Origin of the sequence: Streptomyces sp. NPDC008137, assembly GCF_042957035.1 — a bacterium.
Lineage (GTDB): Bacteria > Actinomycetota > Actinomycetes > Streptomycetales > Streptomycetaceae > Streptomyces.
Genome location: NZ_JBIBHN010000043.1, coordinates 30,434 through 46,049 on the forward strand (window position 1 = coordinate 30,434; position 15,616 = coordinate 46,049).

Here is a 15,616-nt window from a genome sequence, read left to right on the forward strand (position 1 = left end):
CACGTCCGCCGACGCCCTCGCGTACCCGGTCGGGGAGAGGGAGACGGCATGAACGGCGGCGAGCTGTACATCCGCGCGACCGGGACCTGGCTGCCCCCCGCCGAACGGATCGCGGACGCGGTCGCCGACGGGCGTTGCGACGCCGCCGTCGCCCGCTCCACCCGGATGGAGTCGGTGACGGTCTCCGCGGGGGAGCCCGCTCCCGAGATGGCGGCCCGGGCCGCCCGGACCGCGCTGGAGCGGGCCGCCGCCGAACCGGGCGACATCGACCTGGTGCTGCACGCGAGCTTCTACTACCAGGGCTTCGACCTGTGGGCCCCCGCCTCCTACGTCCAGCGGGAAGCCGTCGGCAACCAGTGCCCCGCGCTGGAGGTCCGGCAGGTCTCCAACGGCGGCATGGCGGCCCTCGACCTGGCCTGGGCCTATCTGACCGCCGACCCGGCCCGGGTCGCGGCCCTGGTGACCACCGGCGACCGCTTCTGCCCACCCGGTTTCGACCGGTGGCGCAGCGACCCCGGAACCGTCTACGGCGACGGCGGCACCGCCCTGGTCGTCTCGCGGCACTCCGGTTTCGCCCGGGTCCGCAGCGTCGCGACCGTCTCCGCGCCCGACCTGGAGGGCATGCACCGGGGCGACGACCCGTTCGGCCCGGCCCCGTTCAGCCACCGCGAGGTCGTCGACCTGGAGGCGCACAAGCGGGACTTCCTGGCCGGCCACGGCGTCGCCCCGACCGTCGCCCGGGTCGCCGCCGCGCAGGAGTCCGTCGTCAAGCAGGCGCTCGCCGACGCCGGGCTCGGCCTCGCGGACATCGACCGGTTCGTGCTGCCGCACCTCGGCCACCGCAGGCTGCACGTCGCCTACTTCGCCAAGTTCGGCATCGACCCCGAGCGCAGCACCTGGTCATGGAGCCGGACGATCGGGCACCTGGGCGCCGGGGACCCCTTCGCCGGACTCGACCACCTGGTCAGCGACGGTGCACTCGGGCCGGGTGACACGTGCCTGCTCTTCGGCGTAGGTGCCGGCTTCAGCTGGTCCTGCGCCGTGGTCGAGATCCTGAACCCGCCTCCCTGGAGGAACCGATGAACGGCACCGCCCGACCGGTCGCCCTGCTGCTGCCCGGCCAGGGCTCGCAGCATCCGCGCATGGCCGCCGGACTCCTGGACACCGAGCCCGTCTTCGCCGAGGCGATGGACGAGGCCCTGACCGCCCTGACGGACCTCGGCGGCCACAGCACCGGTCTGCGCGAGGACTGGCTGGGGACGGCCGACGCCGCGGTGACGGACCACGTCGCACGCTCCCAGCCGCTGCTGTTCGCGGTCGACTACGCCCTCGGGCGGCTCGTCCTCGACTGGGGCGTACGGCCCGTCGCCCTGCTCGGACACAGCATCGGCGAGGTGGCGGCCGCCGTCCTCTCCGGCGTCTTCACCCTGCGGGACGCCGCCGCCCTGGTCCACGACCGCGTCGGACGGCTGGCACAGGCGCCGCCCGGCGGGATGGTCGCCGTCGCGGCCACCCAGGACCAGGTGGCGCCCTTCCTCACCGACGGCGTGGTCGTCGGCGCCGTCAACACCCCGCGCCAGACGGTCCTCGCCGGCCTCGACGCCCCGCTGCGCGAGGTCACGGCGGCCCTCGCCGACGCCGGGTTCGTGCTCCAGCGCGTACCGGCCTCCACGGCGTTCCACAGCCCGTCCCTGGCCCCGGCCATGCGCGGAGCGGGCGAGCGGATCGCAGCGTTCCCCGTTGGTGAACCCCGCATCCCGGTCATGTCCGGGTACACGGCCCGGTACCTGACCCCTGCCGAGACGAAGGACCCGGCCTTCTGGTCCCGTCACCCCGTCGCGCCGGTGCTCTTCTGGCCCGCCCTCGACGCGCTCCTCGCCGAAACCGGGGGCGGCCTGGTGCTCGTCGAGACCGGCCCGGGCCAGGGATTGTCCCAACTGGCCCGCCGCCACCCGGCCGTGCGGTCCGGCCGCTCGTCCGTCGTCCCCCTGCTCCCCGCCCGGCCGGGCACGCCCGAGCAGGACGTGGCCGCCGTACGGGCCGCCGCGGAGGCCCTGGGCGTGTAGCGCGCGTCGAGTGCCCTTGTAGGCGCGCGGCCTAGCGTCGCCGGTGGCGCTTCGCCCCTTCTGCTTCCCCTCTTCGCCCTTCTTCTTCCTTCGAGGACGGTGTCATGCTGACCGATCAGACCAACAGCGAGCTGGGCCGGCATCTGCTGACCATCCGAGGCGTGCAGTTCATCTTCGGCGCCCAGGGCGACCCCTTCGCCATGATCCTGCGCGCCGGTGACGACGACCCGCTTGAGCACGGGGCGCGCGCCCGAGAGCAGGGCCTGCACGAGAGCAGCGTCGGCGCGTGGGTCACCGCGAGCCGCGAACTCGGCGCCCGCGTCCTCGGCGACCCGCGGTTCTCCCCGCGCCACGCCGAGGAGGGGCCGCAGTCCCACCCGGGCGTCGACGTCTGGGACAACCCCCTGCTGTGCCATGTCGTCCCGCTCGACGACGCCCGCCTCAACCTGGACCCGGCCGCGTACGCCGCGCTCGCCGAGGTCTCCGCGCCGCTGCTGTCGGCCGAGGCGCTCGCGGCGCGGGCACCGGAGATCGAGGCGGCCTACCGCGAGACGCTCGCCGCGGCGGGCGAACGGTTCGACCTGTACCGGGACTTCGGCGTCCCCGCGGCCCTGCGGGTGGTGGCCGAGGTGCTCGGCCTGCCCGACGAGACCCGCGAGCGCCTGCCCGAACTGCACGCGGGTCTCGCCACCGCCCTGGACGCCGGGAGCTGCCCGCAGCAGCTGGGGACCGCCCGGGCGCTGCTCACCGCCGTGTCGGGCCTGTCCGCCGAACTGACCGGCCTGGTGGAGGCCGGCCGTGCCACCGGCCTCGCCGGGCTGTCGCCCGAGGACGCGGTCGCGATCGGCGCGCTGGCCGTCGTGGTGGGCGTCGAGGTCACGGCGACCGCCGTGTGCAACGCCGTGGAGGTGCTGCTGGCGCACCCGGAGGAGTGGCGGCGGATCGGGCAGGACCCCGAGGCGGCCCCGGCCGCGGTCCGGGAGGCCCTGCGGCTGGCTCCGCCGCTGCGGTTCGAGAGCCGTATCGCCCGCGAGCAGGTCGAGTTCGACGGCAAGACGATCGAGGAGGGCCGGCGCGTGGTGGTCCTCGTCGACGCGGCCAACCGGGACCCGGAGGCCTTCGCCGACCCGGACGCCTTCACACCCGGCCGCGGCGACGGCGACCGGTCGCTCACCCTCCTCGGCGGTCCCGCCGCCCCGGTCACCGACGCGCTGGTCCGCGTCCAGACCGAGGCCGCCGTCCGCGCCCTGGCCGCTCTCCGGCCCGCCCTGCGCACGAACGCCGAAGTACTGCGCCGCATGCGCTCGGCGGTGCTGCACGGCGTCCTGCGCTTCCCCGTCGCATGACCGGACGTCGCATGACCGGACGCCGCACGACCGGACGCCGCACGACCAAACCGGCCAACACCAGGGGAGGAGCACCGCGATGCGTGTACTGCTGACAGCCTTCGCACAGGACGCCCATCTCAACGGCGTCGTCCCGCTCGCCTGGGCGCTGCGGACCGCCGGGCACGAGGTCCGGGTGGCCGGGCAGCCCGCCGCGGTCGAGAGCATCACCCGGGCCGGTCTGACGGCCGTGCCGGTGGGCGACAACCACCGGATGGACGCCGTCATCCCCACCGTCGGCCCGGGGATGCTCATGCACCACATGGACCGCGACTACCTGGAGAACCGTCCCGAGCGGCTGAGCCTCGACTTCCTGCGGGCGTCGAACGCGATGCTGACGGCGACCTTCTACGCCCAGATCAACAACGACTCGATGATCGACGCGCTCGTCGACTACGCCCGGTTCTGGCAGCCGGACCTGGTGCTCTGGGAGCCCTTCACCTTCGCCGGGGCCATCGCAGCCAAGGCGACCGGGGCCGCCCACGCCCGGCTGCTGGCCTTCCCCGACCTCTTCGCCAACACCCATCTGACGTTGCGCCGGCGGCAGGCGGAACTGCCCGAGGCCCTGCGCGACGACCCGCTGGAGGAGTGGCTGGCGTACACCCTGGACCGGCACGGGGCCGCCTTCGACCCCGACGTGGTCACGGGACAGTGGTCGGTCGATCAGATGCCCCCCGGGGTGCGGATGGAGCTGGGACTGCCGACGGTGCCCACGCGCTACGTGCCGTACAACGGGCCGGGCCCGGCCGTCGTACCGGACTGGCTGCGCCGCCCGCCGGAGCGCCGCCGGGTCTGCCTCACCCTCGGGCTCACCATCCGGGACACGGAGTTCCCCAACGCGGTCGACGTGAACGACGTCTTCGCCTCGCTGGCCGACCTGGACGTCGAGGTGGTGGCGACCCTCGGCGAGAAGGAACTCGCCCAGGTGTCGCGGGTGCCCGACAACACGCGGGTGGTCGACCACGTGGCGCTGCTGGCGCTGCTGCCCAGCTGCTCGGCGATCGTGCACCACGGCGGCGCGGGCACCTGGGCGACCGCCGCCGCCTACGGGGTGCCGCAGGTGGCGCTCGGCTGGATGTGGGACGCGATCTACCGGGCCCAGCGGGTGGAGGAGCTGGGCGCGGGGCTGCATCTGCACTCCGAGGGCCTGACCGTCGACATCCTGCGCGACAAGCTCGTCCGGCTGCTCGACGACCCGGCGTTCACGGAGGGGGCACGGCGACTGCGGCTGGCCATGCTGTCGGCGCCGAGCCCCAACGAAGTGGTGCCGACGCTGGAGAAGCTGACGGCACGTCATCGCGTGAGGGCGGGAGCGGCGTGAACATCCTGGTGACCGGCGCGGCCGGTTTCATCGGCTCGCACTTCGTCAGAACACTGCTGAGCGGCGGTTACCCGGGGCACGAGGACGACCGGGTGACCGTCGTGGACAAGCTCACCTACGCGGGGACGCTGAACAACCTCCCCGCCCGTCACCCGCGGCTGACCTTCGTGCAGGGCGACATCTGCGACACCACGCTGCTGGAGAAGGTCTTCCCGGGCCACGAGGCGGTGGTGCACTTCGCCGCGGAGTCGCACGTGGACCGCTCGGTGGCGGGCGCCGAGGCCTTCGTCCGTACGAACGTGCTCGGCACCCAGGCCCTGCTCGAAGCCGCCCTGCGGCACGGCACGGGCGTCTTCGTCCAGGTCTCCACGGACGAGACGTACGGCTCCATCGCCGAGGGACGCTGGACGGAGGACGAGCCGCTGCTGCCCAACTCCCCGTACGCGGCGTCCAAGGCCTCGGCCGATCTGATCGCCCGGTCGTACTGGCGCACCCACGGTCTCGACGTGCGCATCACCCGGTGCGCCAACAACTACGGCCCCGGCCAGCACCCCGAGAAGCTGGTCCCGCTGTTCGTCACCCGGCTCCTCGACGGGCAGCCCGTCCCGCTCTACGGGGACGGCTCCAACCTGCGGGAGTGGCTGCACGTCGACGACCACTGCCGGGCGGTACGGCTGGTGCTGGACCAGGGCCGGCCGGGGGAGATCTACAACATCGGCGGCGGCACCCATCTGACCAACAAGGAGATGACCGGCCGCCTCCTGGAGCTCTGCGGGCGCGACTGGGACTTGGTCCAGCGGGTGGCCGACCGCAAGGGGCACGACTTCCGCTACGCCGTGGACGACTCCAAGATCCGCCGCGAACTCGGCTACGAGCCGCGCTGGTCGCTGGAGGACGGGCTGCGCGAGACGGTCGAGTGGTACGCCGCCCACCGTGACCACTGGGACGTCCGGGAGGAGGGCGCCGAGAGGGGGCACCCGAGGGGGTACTAAAACTTGAATATCGGGGCCGCCCTCCCCTATGCTCGCTGGGTACCCAAATTTGAGCACCCGAAAGAAGGGGCGGGCATGGGCGGCGCCGATTTGGCGATCCAGACCGAAGCTCTGAAGAAGAAGTACGGCGACAAGGAGGCCCTCGCGGGACTCGACCTGGAGGTACCCCGAGGCGTCGTATACGGCCTTCTCGGCCCGAACGGCGCCGGAAAGACCACCGCGGTCCGCATCCTCTCCACCCTGCTGAAGTACGACGAGGGCATGGCCCGGGTCGCCGGCTACGACGTCGCCACCCAGTCGGCGCAGGTCCGCTACAGCATCGGACTCCTCGGGCAGCACGCCGCGGTGGACGAGGACCTGAGCGGCCGTCAGAACCTCGTGATGTTCGGGCGCTTATACCACATCGGCAAGCGCACAGCGCGGAGCCGAGCAGACGAACTGCTGGAGCGCTTCGGCCTGACCGAGGCCGCCGGAAAGCCGGCCAAGCAGTACTCCGGCGGTATGCGACGGCGGCTCGACCTCGCCGCCAGCCTCATCCTGGCCCCGTCCGTGCTGTTCCTCGACGAGCCCACCACGGGGCTCGACCCGCGGGGCCGCAACGACGTCTGGGAGTCCGTCCGCGGCCTGGTCAACGAGGGCCGCACGGTCATGCTGACCACCCAGTACCTCGAGGAGGCCGACCAGCTGGCCGACAAGATCGCCCTGATCGACAACGGGCGGGTCGTCGAGTCCGGCACCCCGGACCAGCTCAAGAACAAGATCGGCGGGGACCGGATCGACGTCGTGCTCCGCCGGGCCGGCGACCTGGAGCGGGCCGGCCGCATGATCGGCGCGCTGCTGCGGGCCGAGCCCGAGACGGACGCCGACAACCGGCGCGTCAGCGTCGTCGTCGCCAACCGGGTCGCCGCCCTCACCTCGGTCGCCCGGGAGCTCGACGACGCGGGCATCGAGGCCGAGGACATCGCCCTGCGCAGGCCCACACTCGACGAGGTGTTCCTGAACCTGACCGGCAACAGGTCGGCCACGTCCGCCGAGCCGAGCCTCAAGGAGGTCGCCCAGTCATGACCGCGATCATCGCGCCCGAACTGCCCAGGAACCCGCTGGCCAAACTGGGCTGGGTCCTCGCGGACTCCTGGACGCTCACGCTCCGCGGACTGTCCCACTGGGCCCGCAACCCCACCCAGATCCTCGCCGGCCTCGCCTTCCCGATCCTCATGGTGCTGCTCTTCGGCGGCATCTTCGGCAGCGGGATGCAGGTCGAGGGCGGCGGGGACTACATGGACTTCCTGATGCCCGGCATGTTCGTCATGTCGATGGCCTTCGGCATCGGCGAGACCATGGCAGGCGTCACCGCCGACGCCTCCAAGGGCGTCACCGACCGGTTCCGCTCCATGCCCATGTCGGCCGCCTCGGTCGTCATCGGGCAGAGCATCGTCAACATGCTCTACAGCACCGTCGTCCTGATGATCCTGATGGGCTGCGGGGTCATCGCCGGATGGAGCTGGAGCGACGGGTTCATGCAGGCGCTCGGCGCCTTCGCGCTCCTGCTCCTGCTGCGCTTCGCCCTGCTCTGGGTCGGCATCTACCTCGGCCTGATCATCAAGACCCCGGAGGCGGCCTCCGCCGTCTACACCCTGCTGTTCCCGCTCGGCATCGTCGCCAACACCTTCGCCTCCCCGGAGATGATGCCGGGCTGGCTGGCGGCCATCGCCGAGTGGAACCCGCTGTCGTCCACCGCCCACGCCACCCGTGAGCTGTTCGGCAACCCCGGGGTCGGCGGCACCTCGTGGATCGCCGAGCACGCGATGCTCATGTCCTTCGTCTGGCCGCTCGCGATCTTCGCGGTCTTCTTCCCGCTGGCCGTCCGCAAGTACCGGTCCCTGAGCCGGTAGGGACGGCCCCGTGCCGGGGTGTGAGCCGGCCAATCCCCCGGGTCGGCTCACACCCCCTCGGCCTGTCCACCGCCACCTCGACGGGACGTCGACCACCTCTGGAGCGGGCGAACCTAGCGTGCACGGCATGACCGTCTTCGACATCGCCATCGCCGAACTCAACGGCAAGCCCGACCTGCTGGCCCGCCACCGCGGCCGGACCCTCCTCATCGTCAACGTGGCGTCCCGGTGCGCCCTGGCCGGCCAGTACGCCGGACTCGACACCCTCGCCCGCCGTCACCACGAGGACGGGCTCAGCGTCATCGGAGTGCCCTGCAACCAGTTCGGCGAACAGGAGCCGGGCACCCCCGAGGAGATCGCCGGCTTCTGCTCCCTCCAGCGGATCTCGTTCCCGCTCACCGAGAAGACCGCCGTCAACGGAACGGACCGCCACCCCCTCTACGCCGCCCTGACCCCCTTGGCCGACGCGGAGGGCCACACCGGCGACGTGCGCTGGAACTTCGAGAAGTTCCTCGTCTCGCCCACCGGCGAACCCGTGGGCCGCTTCGGCCCCACGGTCGACCCGCAGGACCCCGAACTCCTGCGCGCCGTCCGCGCGCAGACGCAGACGCAGTAGCCCCACGCGGAAAGGACGATTCGTGAACCAGACGCCGGTTACCGCAACCGACGAGGGCATCCAGGTCGTAGGTGCCCGAGAGAACAACCTGAAGGACGTCTCCCTCGTCATCCCCAAGAACCGGATCTCGGTCTTCGTCGGCGTCTCCGGCTCCGGAAAGTCCTCCCTGGTCTTCGACACCGTCGCCGTGGAGGCCCAGCGGCAGCTCAACGCCACCTTCCCCTGGAACATCCGGCACGACCTGCCCAAGTTCGAACGCCCCCACGTGGACGCCGTCACCCGGCTGACCACCCCGGTCGTCGTCGACCAGCGCCCCCTCGGCGGCAACGCCCGCTCCACCGTCGGCACCGTCACCGACGTCTACACCGTGATGCGCGTGCTCTTCGCCAACCACGGCAACGACGGACTCGGCCAGACCTGGCTCTACTCCTTCAACGACCCCAAGGGCATGTGCCCCGAGTGCGAGGGCCTCGGCCGCGCCCGGCGCCCCAGCCCCGAGCTGATGACCGACCCCGGCAAGTCCATCGCCGAGGGCGCCATCCTCCTGCCCGGCTACACCGTCGGCAGCGCGAACTGGCAGTTCTACGCCAACTACGAGCACCTGGACGCCGAGAAGAAACTCGCGGACTACACCGACGAGGAGATGCACACCCTGCTGCACGGCAGCACCGGCACCGTCGAGGTGACCTACCCCAACGGCAACGTGCTGGCCCTGCGCTACGAGGGCCTGGTGGACAGCTTCGTCCGCCGCCACCTCAAGCGGGACACCGGCGGCATGAGCAAGGCCGCCCGCGACAAGGCGGCCGAGTTCTTCACCGACGGCGTCTGCCCCACCTGCGAGGGCGCCCGGCTCAACCAGAAGGCGCTCGCCACCCGCATCGACGGCCACAACATCTCCGACTGGTCCCAGATGCAGGTCAGCGACCTCATCGGCGTGGTCGCCGCGCTCCGGGAGCGGCTCGACACCCCGCTCGTCACCACCATCATCGAGACGCTGGAGCAGATCCAGGCCATCGGCCTCGGCTACCTCACCCTCGACCGGTCCACCACCTCGCTCTCCGGCGGCGAGGGCCAGCGGCTCAAGCTCGTCAACCACCTCGGCAGCGAACTGACCGGCCTGACCTACATCTTCGACGAGCCCAGCGTCGGCCTGCACCCGCGCGACGTCAGCCGCCTCAACGACCTGCTGCGCGCGCTGCGCGACAAGGGCAACACGGTCCTCGTCGTGGAGCACGACCCCGACGTCATGGCGGTCGCCGACCACGTCGTCGAGATCGGGCCGCGGGCCGGTGTGCACGGCGGCACGATCGTCTTCGAAGGCGCCTACGACGAACTGCGCACCAGCGACACGCTGACCGGCCAGGGACTGCGGCGCACCGGCGGGATCAAGGAGAACCCCCGCCCGTGGGGCCGGACCCTGCCGATCCGGAACGCCACGGCCAACAACCTGAAGAACGTCTCCACCGAGATCCCCTGCGGAGTCCTCACCGCCGTCACCGGAGTGGCCGGCGCCGGCAAGAGCTCCCTGATCGCCCACGCCTTCCGCGACCAGTACCCGGGGTCCGTCTTCGTGGACCAGTCGCCCATCCCGCGCTCCTCGCGGTCCACCCCGGCGAGCTACCTCAAGCTGATGGACCCGATCCGCAAGCTCTTCGCCAAGGCCAGCGGCGAGGACGCCTCGCTCTTCAGCTTCAACTCCAAGGGCGCGTGCGAGGAGTGCGAGGGCCGCGGCCTGCTCATCACCGAGGTCGCCTACATGGACCCGGTCACCACGCACTGCGAGGTCTGCGAGGGCCGGCGCTTCAAGGAGTCGGTGCTCCAGCACCTGGTGCGCGGCAAGAACATCGCGGACGTCCTGGCCATGTCCGCCGAGGAGGCGGGGGAGTTCTTCCTCTCGGGCCCGCTGCGCGCCAAGACCAAGGCCTTGATCGAGACCGGCATCGGCTACCTCGGTCTCGGCCAGTCGCTGGCCACGCTGTCCGGCGGTGAACGCCAGCGGCTCAAGCTCGCCGACCGGCTCTCCGGCTCGGGCACGGTCTACATCCTCGACGAGCCGACCACCGGACTGCACCTGTCCGACATCGACAACCTGGTCGGCCTGCTGAACCGGATCGTCGACCGGGGCAACACCGTCATCGTCATCGAGCACGACCTGGCCGTGATCTCCCAGGCCGACTGGGTCATCGACCTCGGGCCCGAGGGCGGCAACACCGGCGGCGAGATCGTCTTCACGGGCACGCCCGCCGAGCTGGCGAAGGCGGCGCACTCGCACACCGGGCAGCACCTGAGCCTGTACCTGCAGCAGTAGCCAGTGCGTCTCGGACCCTTGCGGACAGAACCTGACCGCAAGGGTCCGTAGTTTCGTCCTTGTCAGACAGCAGGCGTCAGGCAGCAGGCCAACCGGCGAGAGGCGGCCGTTCATGGTGAAGCACGTGGGACCCGAGGCACCCGGCGACGAGCGCGGAGCGCTCCTGTCGTTCATCGCCGAGCAGCGCGGCGGCATCCGGCGGGCCCTGCTCGGCCTGACGGCGGAGCAGGCCTCGTCCCGCCCCAGCGCCAGCGAGCTGTCCCTGGCCGGTCTGCTCAAGCATGTCGCCGAGGTCGAGCAGGGCTGGATCGCCCGGGCCAAGGGCGAGCCGCCCGCGATGCAGCGCGACGAATCGAACTGGCACGAGTGTTTCGTGCTGGTCGGCGACGAGGACGTGGAGTCGCAGCTCGCGTACTACGAGAAGGTGGCGGCCGAGACGGAGGCCTTCATCCGCTCGGTGCCCAGCCTCGACGACACCTTCGAGCTGCCGAAGACGTCCTGGAACCCGAAGGACGAGTGGCTGTCGATGCGCTGGCTGTGCCTCCACCTGATCCGCGAGACGGCCCGGCACGCCGGCCACGCCGACATCATCCGCGAGTCGCTGGACGGCCGGACGGCCTTCGAGCTGGTGGCCGCGGAAGAGCAGGGGACGGCCGGGTCCTAACCTGGACCGCATGTCAGCGATCCGCCTGCTCGTGCTCGGCGCGGTCCGCCAGCACGGGCGGGCCCACGGCTACCAGGTCCGGGGCGACCTGGAGTACTGGGGCGCCCACGAGTGGTCCAGCGCCAAGCCCGGCTCGATCTACCACGCCCTGAAGCAGATGGCGAAACAGGGGCTGCTGGTGGCGCACGAGATCGCCCCGTCCACGGCCGGGGGCCCGCCGCGCACGGAGTACGAGATCACCGAGCGGGGCACCGAGGAGTACTTCAAGCTGCTGAGGCAGGCGCTCACCGCCTACGACCAGAAGCCGGACCTGCTCACCACCGCGCTCGGCTTCATGGTCGACCTCGGCCGCGAGGAGGCCCTGGGCCTCCTGGAGCAGCGGGTGCGGTCCATCGAGGAGTGGCGCGCGACCGTCGTCAAGGACTACCTGCCCGAGGGCGGCCCGCAGCAGCTCGGCCACATCGGCGAGATCATGAACTTCTGGGTCCACTCGGCCGACACGGGCGCGCAGTGGACCCGCGACCTCATCGAACGCATCCGCGCGGGCGCCTACACCTTCGCGGGTGAGGGCGCCCCCTTCGTGGGAGTGCTGCCGGACGACACCCGCTAGTGGTGGAACCCGGTGGCCGCCTGCTTGTCCCGGGTCAGGGGCCCCGGCTGACGGCGCAGTTCCGGGAGCAGCCGTTCCAGGTCCTGGGTGAGCAGCTCGGCCAGGTCCGCGGAGAAGCCGTTGCGGCACACCACGCGCAGCACGGACAGGTCCTCCCGGTGCGGCGGGAAGGTGTACGCGGGCACCAGCCAGCCGCTCTCCCGCAGCCGCCGGGACACGTCGAAGACGTCGTACGCCGTCACGTCCGGCGCGGTCGTGAAGGCGAACACCGGCAGCTCGTCGCCCCGGGTCAGCAGCCGGAAGTCGCCGAGCGCCTCGATCCGCCCGGCCATGCCCGTGGCCACATCCCGCGCGCACTGCTGCACGGCCCGGTAGCCGTCCCGGCCCAGCCGCAGGAACGTGTAGTACTGCGCCACGACCTGCGCGCCCGGCCGGGAGAAGTTCAGCGCGAAGGTCGGCATGTCACCGCCCAGGTAGTTCACCCGGAACACCAGCTCCTCCGGCAGCGCCTCCGCGTCCCGCCACAGCGCCCAGCCGACCCCCGGGTAGACCAGCCCGTACTTGTGCCCCGAGGTGTTGATCGACGCCACTCTCGGCAGCCGGAAGTCCCACACCAGGTCCTCGTCGAGGAACGGCGCGACCATGGCACCGGACGCCCCGTCGACGTGCACGGGGATGTCGAGCCCGGTCCGCTCCTGCACCGCGTCCAGCGCCGCGCACAGCTCGGCGACCGGCTCGTAGGACCCGTCGAAGGTCGAGCCCAGGATCCCCACGACCCCGATGGTGTTCTCGTCGCACAGCTCGGCGGCGGCCTGCGGGTCCAGGTGGAACCGCTCGCCCTCCATGGGTACCAGCCGGGCCTCCACCTCCCAGAAGTTGCAGAACTTCTCCCAGCAGACCTGCACGTTCACGCCCATCACCAGATTGGGCCGGACCCCCGGGTAGCGGTCGGCGTTGCGCCGCGTCCAGCGCCGCTTCAGCGCCATCCCGGCGAGCATGCACGCCTCGCTCGACCCGGTCGTCGAACAGCCCACGGCCGCCGCCGGGTCGGGCGCGTTCCACAGGTCGGCGAGCATCGCCACGCACCGCCGCTCCAGCTCGGCCGTGCGCGGGTACTCGTCCTTGTCGATCATGTTCTTGTCCCGGCACTCCGCCATCAGCAGCCCGGCCTCGGGCTCCATCCAGGTGGTGACGAAGGTGGCGAGGTTCAGCCGTGCGTTGCCGTCGAGCATCAGCTCGTCGCGCACCAGCTGATGGGCGGTCGCCGGTGCCACGGGCTGGTCCGGGAGCCGGTGCGTGGGCGGGGCCTCGGCCATGTCGCCGAGCGGGTTGGCGGGGCCGTAGAAGGGGTTGACGGACAGGCGGCGTTCGCCGGGCCTGCGGATGCCTTCGTTGAGTGGCAAGGGAGTCTCCCAAGAGATCGTTGGGTTATCGGACCGGTGTCCCGTCTGTCCGCAGCTGCATCTGCGGACGTCCCGTCACCAGCAGCCAGGCCGGCAGCGAGGCGATGCAGAGCAGGGTGAGGATCCCCGGCGAGAGCACCAGCACCGCGGCGACGAAGAGGCTGATCCAGCCCTGCCGGGTGATGGCCAGCAGCACGCCGAGCACACCGGCGGACACCCCGACCGACGGGTGCACGCCGGACACCAGGGCGTGCGCGCACAGCCCGAGCGCGGTGCCCACGAACACGGCCGGGAAGATCCGCCCACCGCGGAACCCGCAGGACGCGGCGACGACCAGCGCGGCCAGCTTCACCACCGTCATGACGGCGAACTCCCCGGCCGACCAGCCGTCCGGGTCGTGCGCCAGCTCGGCGATCTCGTCGAGCCCCTTGAACAGCGTCAGATGGCCGCCCACGGCCGCGAGAGCGCCCAGCACCACCCCGCCCGCCGGGAGCATCAGCATCGGGTGCGGCAGCCGGCGGAAGGCTCCGTGGACGTACGGGAGCGCGCGCACGGCGCACATGCCGAGCAGCGCGCCGACACAGGCCACCACGACCGCCGCCAGCAGGTCCGACCAGTCAGGCTGGCCGAAGGAGGGCAGGTCCAGGTCGAAGCTCGGGTGGTCGATGAGCACGGCGGTCTGGGCACCGGCCGCGGCGGCGGTCAGCGGCGCGAAGAGGTTGTCCCACAGCAGCCCGCGCGTCTCCTGCCGGGTCAGGACCTCGGAGATGACGAGGGCCGCCGCCACGGGGGTGCCGAACAGGGCGCCGAGCGTCGCCGCCTCCGCCAGCGCCGGCCAGATCCGGCCCGGCGCCCGGGGGACGAACCGGCCGCCCAGCCAGACCGCCACGCCGACGTTCACGGCGATGATCGGGTTCTCCGGGCCGAGGCTCGGCCCGCCGGCCAGCATCAGCGCGGTCGCCAGCAGCAGCCCCGGCAGCACGACGGGCGGCAGGACCGGGGCGTCCAGGCCGAGGGTGGCCGGATCGGGGCCCGCGTGTCCCGGCACCTTCCACACCACCAGCCCGACCGCGACTCCGGTGGCGAAGAGCACCGCGAACATCCACGCCACCGAGTAGCGGCCGATCCCGAGCGCGTCCGGCAGGGTCTGCCACAACACGTCCTCGAGCTGCTCGGCGGCGACCTCCACCCCCACCAGAAGCAGGCTGGAGACCACCCCCACGGCCAGGGCGGGCAGGATCGACGGCAGCAGGGCGCGGGCGGGGGTCGCGGGGGTGACGGAAGGCGCCTGCCGCGCGGAGTCCTGGACCACGGGCACACGATAAACGGATCAAAAGGGCATAAAGCGGAAACACGCTTGCACCTCACGCAGCGTGAGGCCCGACCGTGAAGCACGAAGCACGAAGCACGAAGCACGAAGCAAGACGTGAAGCACGGAAGGAAGAAGGGAGCGGAAGTGGACTACTCGGTGGGACAGGTCGCGGGCTTCGCCGGCGTCACGGTGCGCACACTCCACCACTACGACGGCATCGGCCTGCTCGTCCCGAGCGAACGCAGCCACGCGGGCCACCGGCGCTACAGCGACGCCGACCTCGACCGACTGCAGGAGATCCTGTTCTACCGCGAGCTCGGCTTCCCCCTCGAGGAGGTCGCCGCCCTGCTCGACGACCCGGACGCGGACCCGCGCGCCCACCTGCGCCGGCAGCACGAACTGCTGACCGCCCGGATCGAGAAGCTGCGGAAGATGGCGGCGGCCGTGGAACACGCCATGGAGGCACGCAAGATGGGTATCGATCTCACCCCCGAGGAACGCTTCGAGGTCTTCGGGGACAAGGACCCCGAGCAGTACCGCGAGGAGGTGGAGGCACGCTGGGGCGACACCGACGCGTACGCCGAGTCCCAGCGCCGCGCCGCCACGTACACCAAGGAGGACTGGAAGCGCATTCAGGCCGAGGTCGACGACTGGGGGCGGCGGTACGCGGCCCTCGTGTCGTCCGGCGAGCAGCCGTCGGGCGAGGCGGCCATGGACCTCGCCGAGGAACACCGGCAGCACATCAGCGGGTACTACTTCGAGGTCCCCTACGAGCTGCACCGGTGCTTCGGTGAGATGTACGTCTCCGACGAGCGCTTCAAGGCGTTCTACGACTCCATGCACCCGGGTCTCGCCGAGCACCTGAGGGACGCGATCACCGCGAACGCGGACCGCCGCGACGCCGGGTGAGAACCCCGCAAGAAAGGTGACCAGCGCTTAAATTGCGCTGGTCACCTCGCTTCTTCAGGTAATGCGACCGAGGCCCGCCCGTCAGTCAATCTACTCATAACTTGAGGCCGGAAGGGGGTGTTAGCTTTCGAACAAAGC

At 71.5% G+C, this 15,616-nt stretch carries 14 protein-coding genes; 12 read left to right on the plus strand and 2 right to left on the minus strand.

Annotated features, from left to right (window positions below; all coding sequences use genetic code 11):
• Window positions 1–48: 48 nt before the first annotated feature.
• The 11 genes from ACFZBT_RS37920 (at window position 49) to ACFZBT_RS37970 (ending at window position 11,854) form a co-directional block, all read left to right on the plus strand.
• Complete coding sequence (locus ACFZBT_RS37920; protein ID WP_391114112.1) at window positions 49–1,083, plus strand: 3-oxoacyl-[acyl-carrier-protein] synthase III C-terminal domain-containing protein; 1,035 nt, start codon at window positions 49–51, stop codon at window positions 1,081–1,083.
• Window positions 1,080–2,066, plus strand: a complete 987-nt coding sequence (locus ACFZBT_RS37925; RefSeq protein ID WP_391114116.1) for an acyltransferase domain-containing protein — start codon at window positions 1,080–1,082, stop codon at window positions 2,064–2,066. The genes ACFZBT_RS37920 and ACFZBT_RS37925 overlap by 4 nt, the downstream gene beginning before the upstream one ends.
• 104 nt (window positions 2,067–2,170) lie before the next feature.
• Window positions 2,171–3,412, plus strand: coding sequence for a P450-derived glycosyltransferase activator (locus tag ACFZBT_RS37930; RefSeq protein WP_391114118.1), 1,242 nt, complete (start codon window positions 2,171–2,173; stop codon window positions 3,410–3,412).
• A 79-nt stretch (window positions 3,413–3,491) separates the two neighbouring features.
• Entirely contained in the window at window positions 3,492–4,772 is a 1,281-nt protein-coding gene (locus tag ACFZBT_RS37935) for an activator-dependent family glycosyltransferase (RefSeq protein WP_391114121.1), read from the plus strand.
• Window positions 4,769–5,764 (plus strand): dTDP-glucose 4,6-dehydratase, encoded by a 996-nt coding sequence (rfbB, locus tag ACFZBT_RS37940; protein ID WP_391114124.1) that lies wholly within the window; start codon window positions 4,769–4,771, stop codon window positions 5,762–5,764. The genes ACFZBT_RS37935 and rfbB overlap by 4 nt, the downstream gene beginning before the upstream one ends.
• 75 nt (window positions 5,765–5,839) lie before the next feature.
• Window positions 5,840–6,829 (plus strand): ATP-binding cassette domain-containing protein, encoded by a 990-nt coding sequence (locus ACFZBT_RS37945; protein WP_391114126.1) that lies wholly within the window; start codon window positions 5,840–5,842, stop codon window positions 6,827–6,829.
• On the plus strand, window positions 6,826–7,656 hold the full coding sequence (locus tag ACFZBT_RS37950) for an ABC transporter permease (RefSeq protein ID WP_391114129.1): 831 nt from the start codon (window positions 6,826–6,828) through the stop codon (window positions 7,654–7,656). Before ACFZBT_RS37945 ends, ACFZBT_RS37950 begins: the two co-directional genes overlap by 4 nt.
• 127 nt (window positions 7,657–7,783) lie before the next feature.
• Window positions 7,784–8,272, plus strand: a complete 489-nt coding sequence (locus tag ACFZBT_RS37955; protein ID WP_391114132.1) for a glutathione peroxidase — start codon at window positions 7,784–7,786, stop codon at window positions 8,270–8,272.
• Between the two features lie 22 nt (window positions 8,273–8,294).
• Complete coding sequence (locus tag ACFZBT_RS37960) at window positions 8,295–10,580, plus strand: ATP-binding cassette domain-containing protein (protein WP_391114135.1); 2,286 nt, start codon at window positions 8,295–8,297, stop codon at window positions 10,578–10,580.
• A 112-nt stretch (window positions 10,581–10,692) separates the two neighbouring features.
• Complete coding sequence (locus tag ACFZBT_RS37965; RefSeq protein ID WP_391114138.1) at window positions 10,693–11,244, plus strand: DinB family protein; 552 nt, start codon at window positions 10,693–10,695, stop codon at window positions 11,242–11,244.
• 10 nt (window positions 11,245–11,254) lie between these two features.
• Complete coding sequence (locus ACFZBT_RS37970; RefSeq protein ID WP_391114141.1) at window positions 11,255–11,854, plus strand: helix-turn-helix transcriptional regulator; 600 nt, start codon at window positions 11,255–11,257, stop codon at window positions 11,852–11,854.
• Here ACFZBT_RS37970 and ACFZBT_RS37975 read toward each other — a convergent pair.
• Together ACFZBT_RS37975 and ACFZBT_RS37980 are read right to left on the minus strand one after the other, a co-directional pair.
• Window positions 11,851–13,257 carry a glutamate decarboxylase gene (locus ACFZBT_RS37975; protein WP_391114144.1) on the minus strand — a complete coding sequence of 469 codons (1,407 nt, stop codon included), beginning with the start codon at window positions 13,255–13,257 and terminating at the stop codon, window positions 11,851–11,853. The genes ACFZBT_RS37970 and ACFZBT_RS37975 overlap by 4 nt on opposite strands.
• 25 nt (window positions 13,258–13,282) lie before the next feature.
• The gene (locus ACFZBT_RS37980) at window positions 13,283–14,569 is read right to left on the minus strand and encodes an ion channel protein (RefSeq protein WP_391114146.1); all 1,287 of its coding nucleotides are present in this window, start codon (window positions 14,567–14,569) and stop codon (window positions 13,283–13,285) included.
• Window positions 14,570–14,713: 144 nt separating this feature from the next.
• On the opposite strand from ACFZBT_RS37980, the gene ACFZBT_RS37985 reads away from it, so the two are divergent.
• Complete coding sequence (locus tag ACFZBT_RS37985; protein ID WP_391114182.1) at window positions 14,714–15,478, plus strand: TipAS antibiotic-recognition domain-containing protein; 765 nt, start codon at window positions 14,714–14,716, stop codon at window positions 15,476–15,478.
• The last annotated feature ends 138 nt before the right edge of the window (window positions 15,479–15,616 follow it).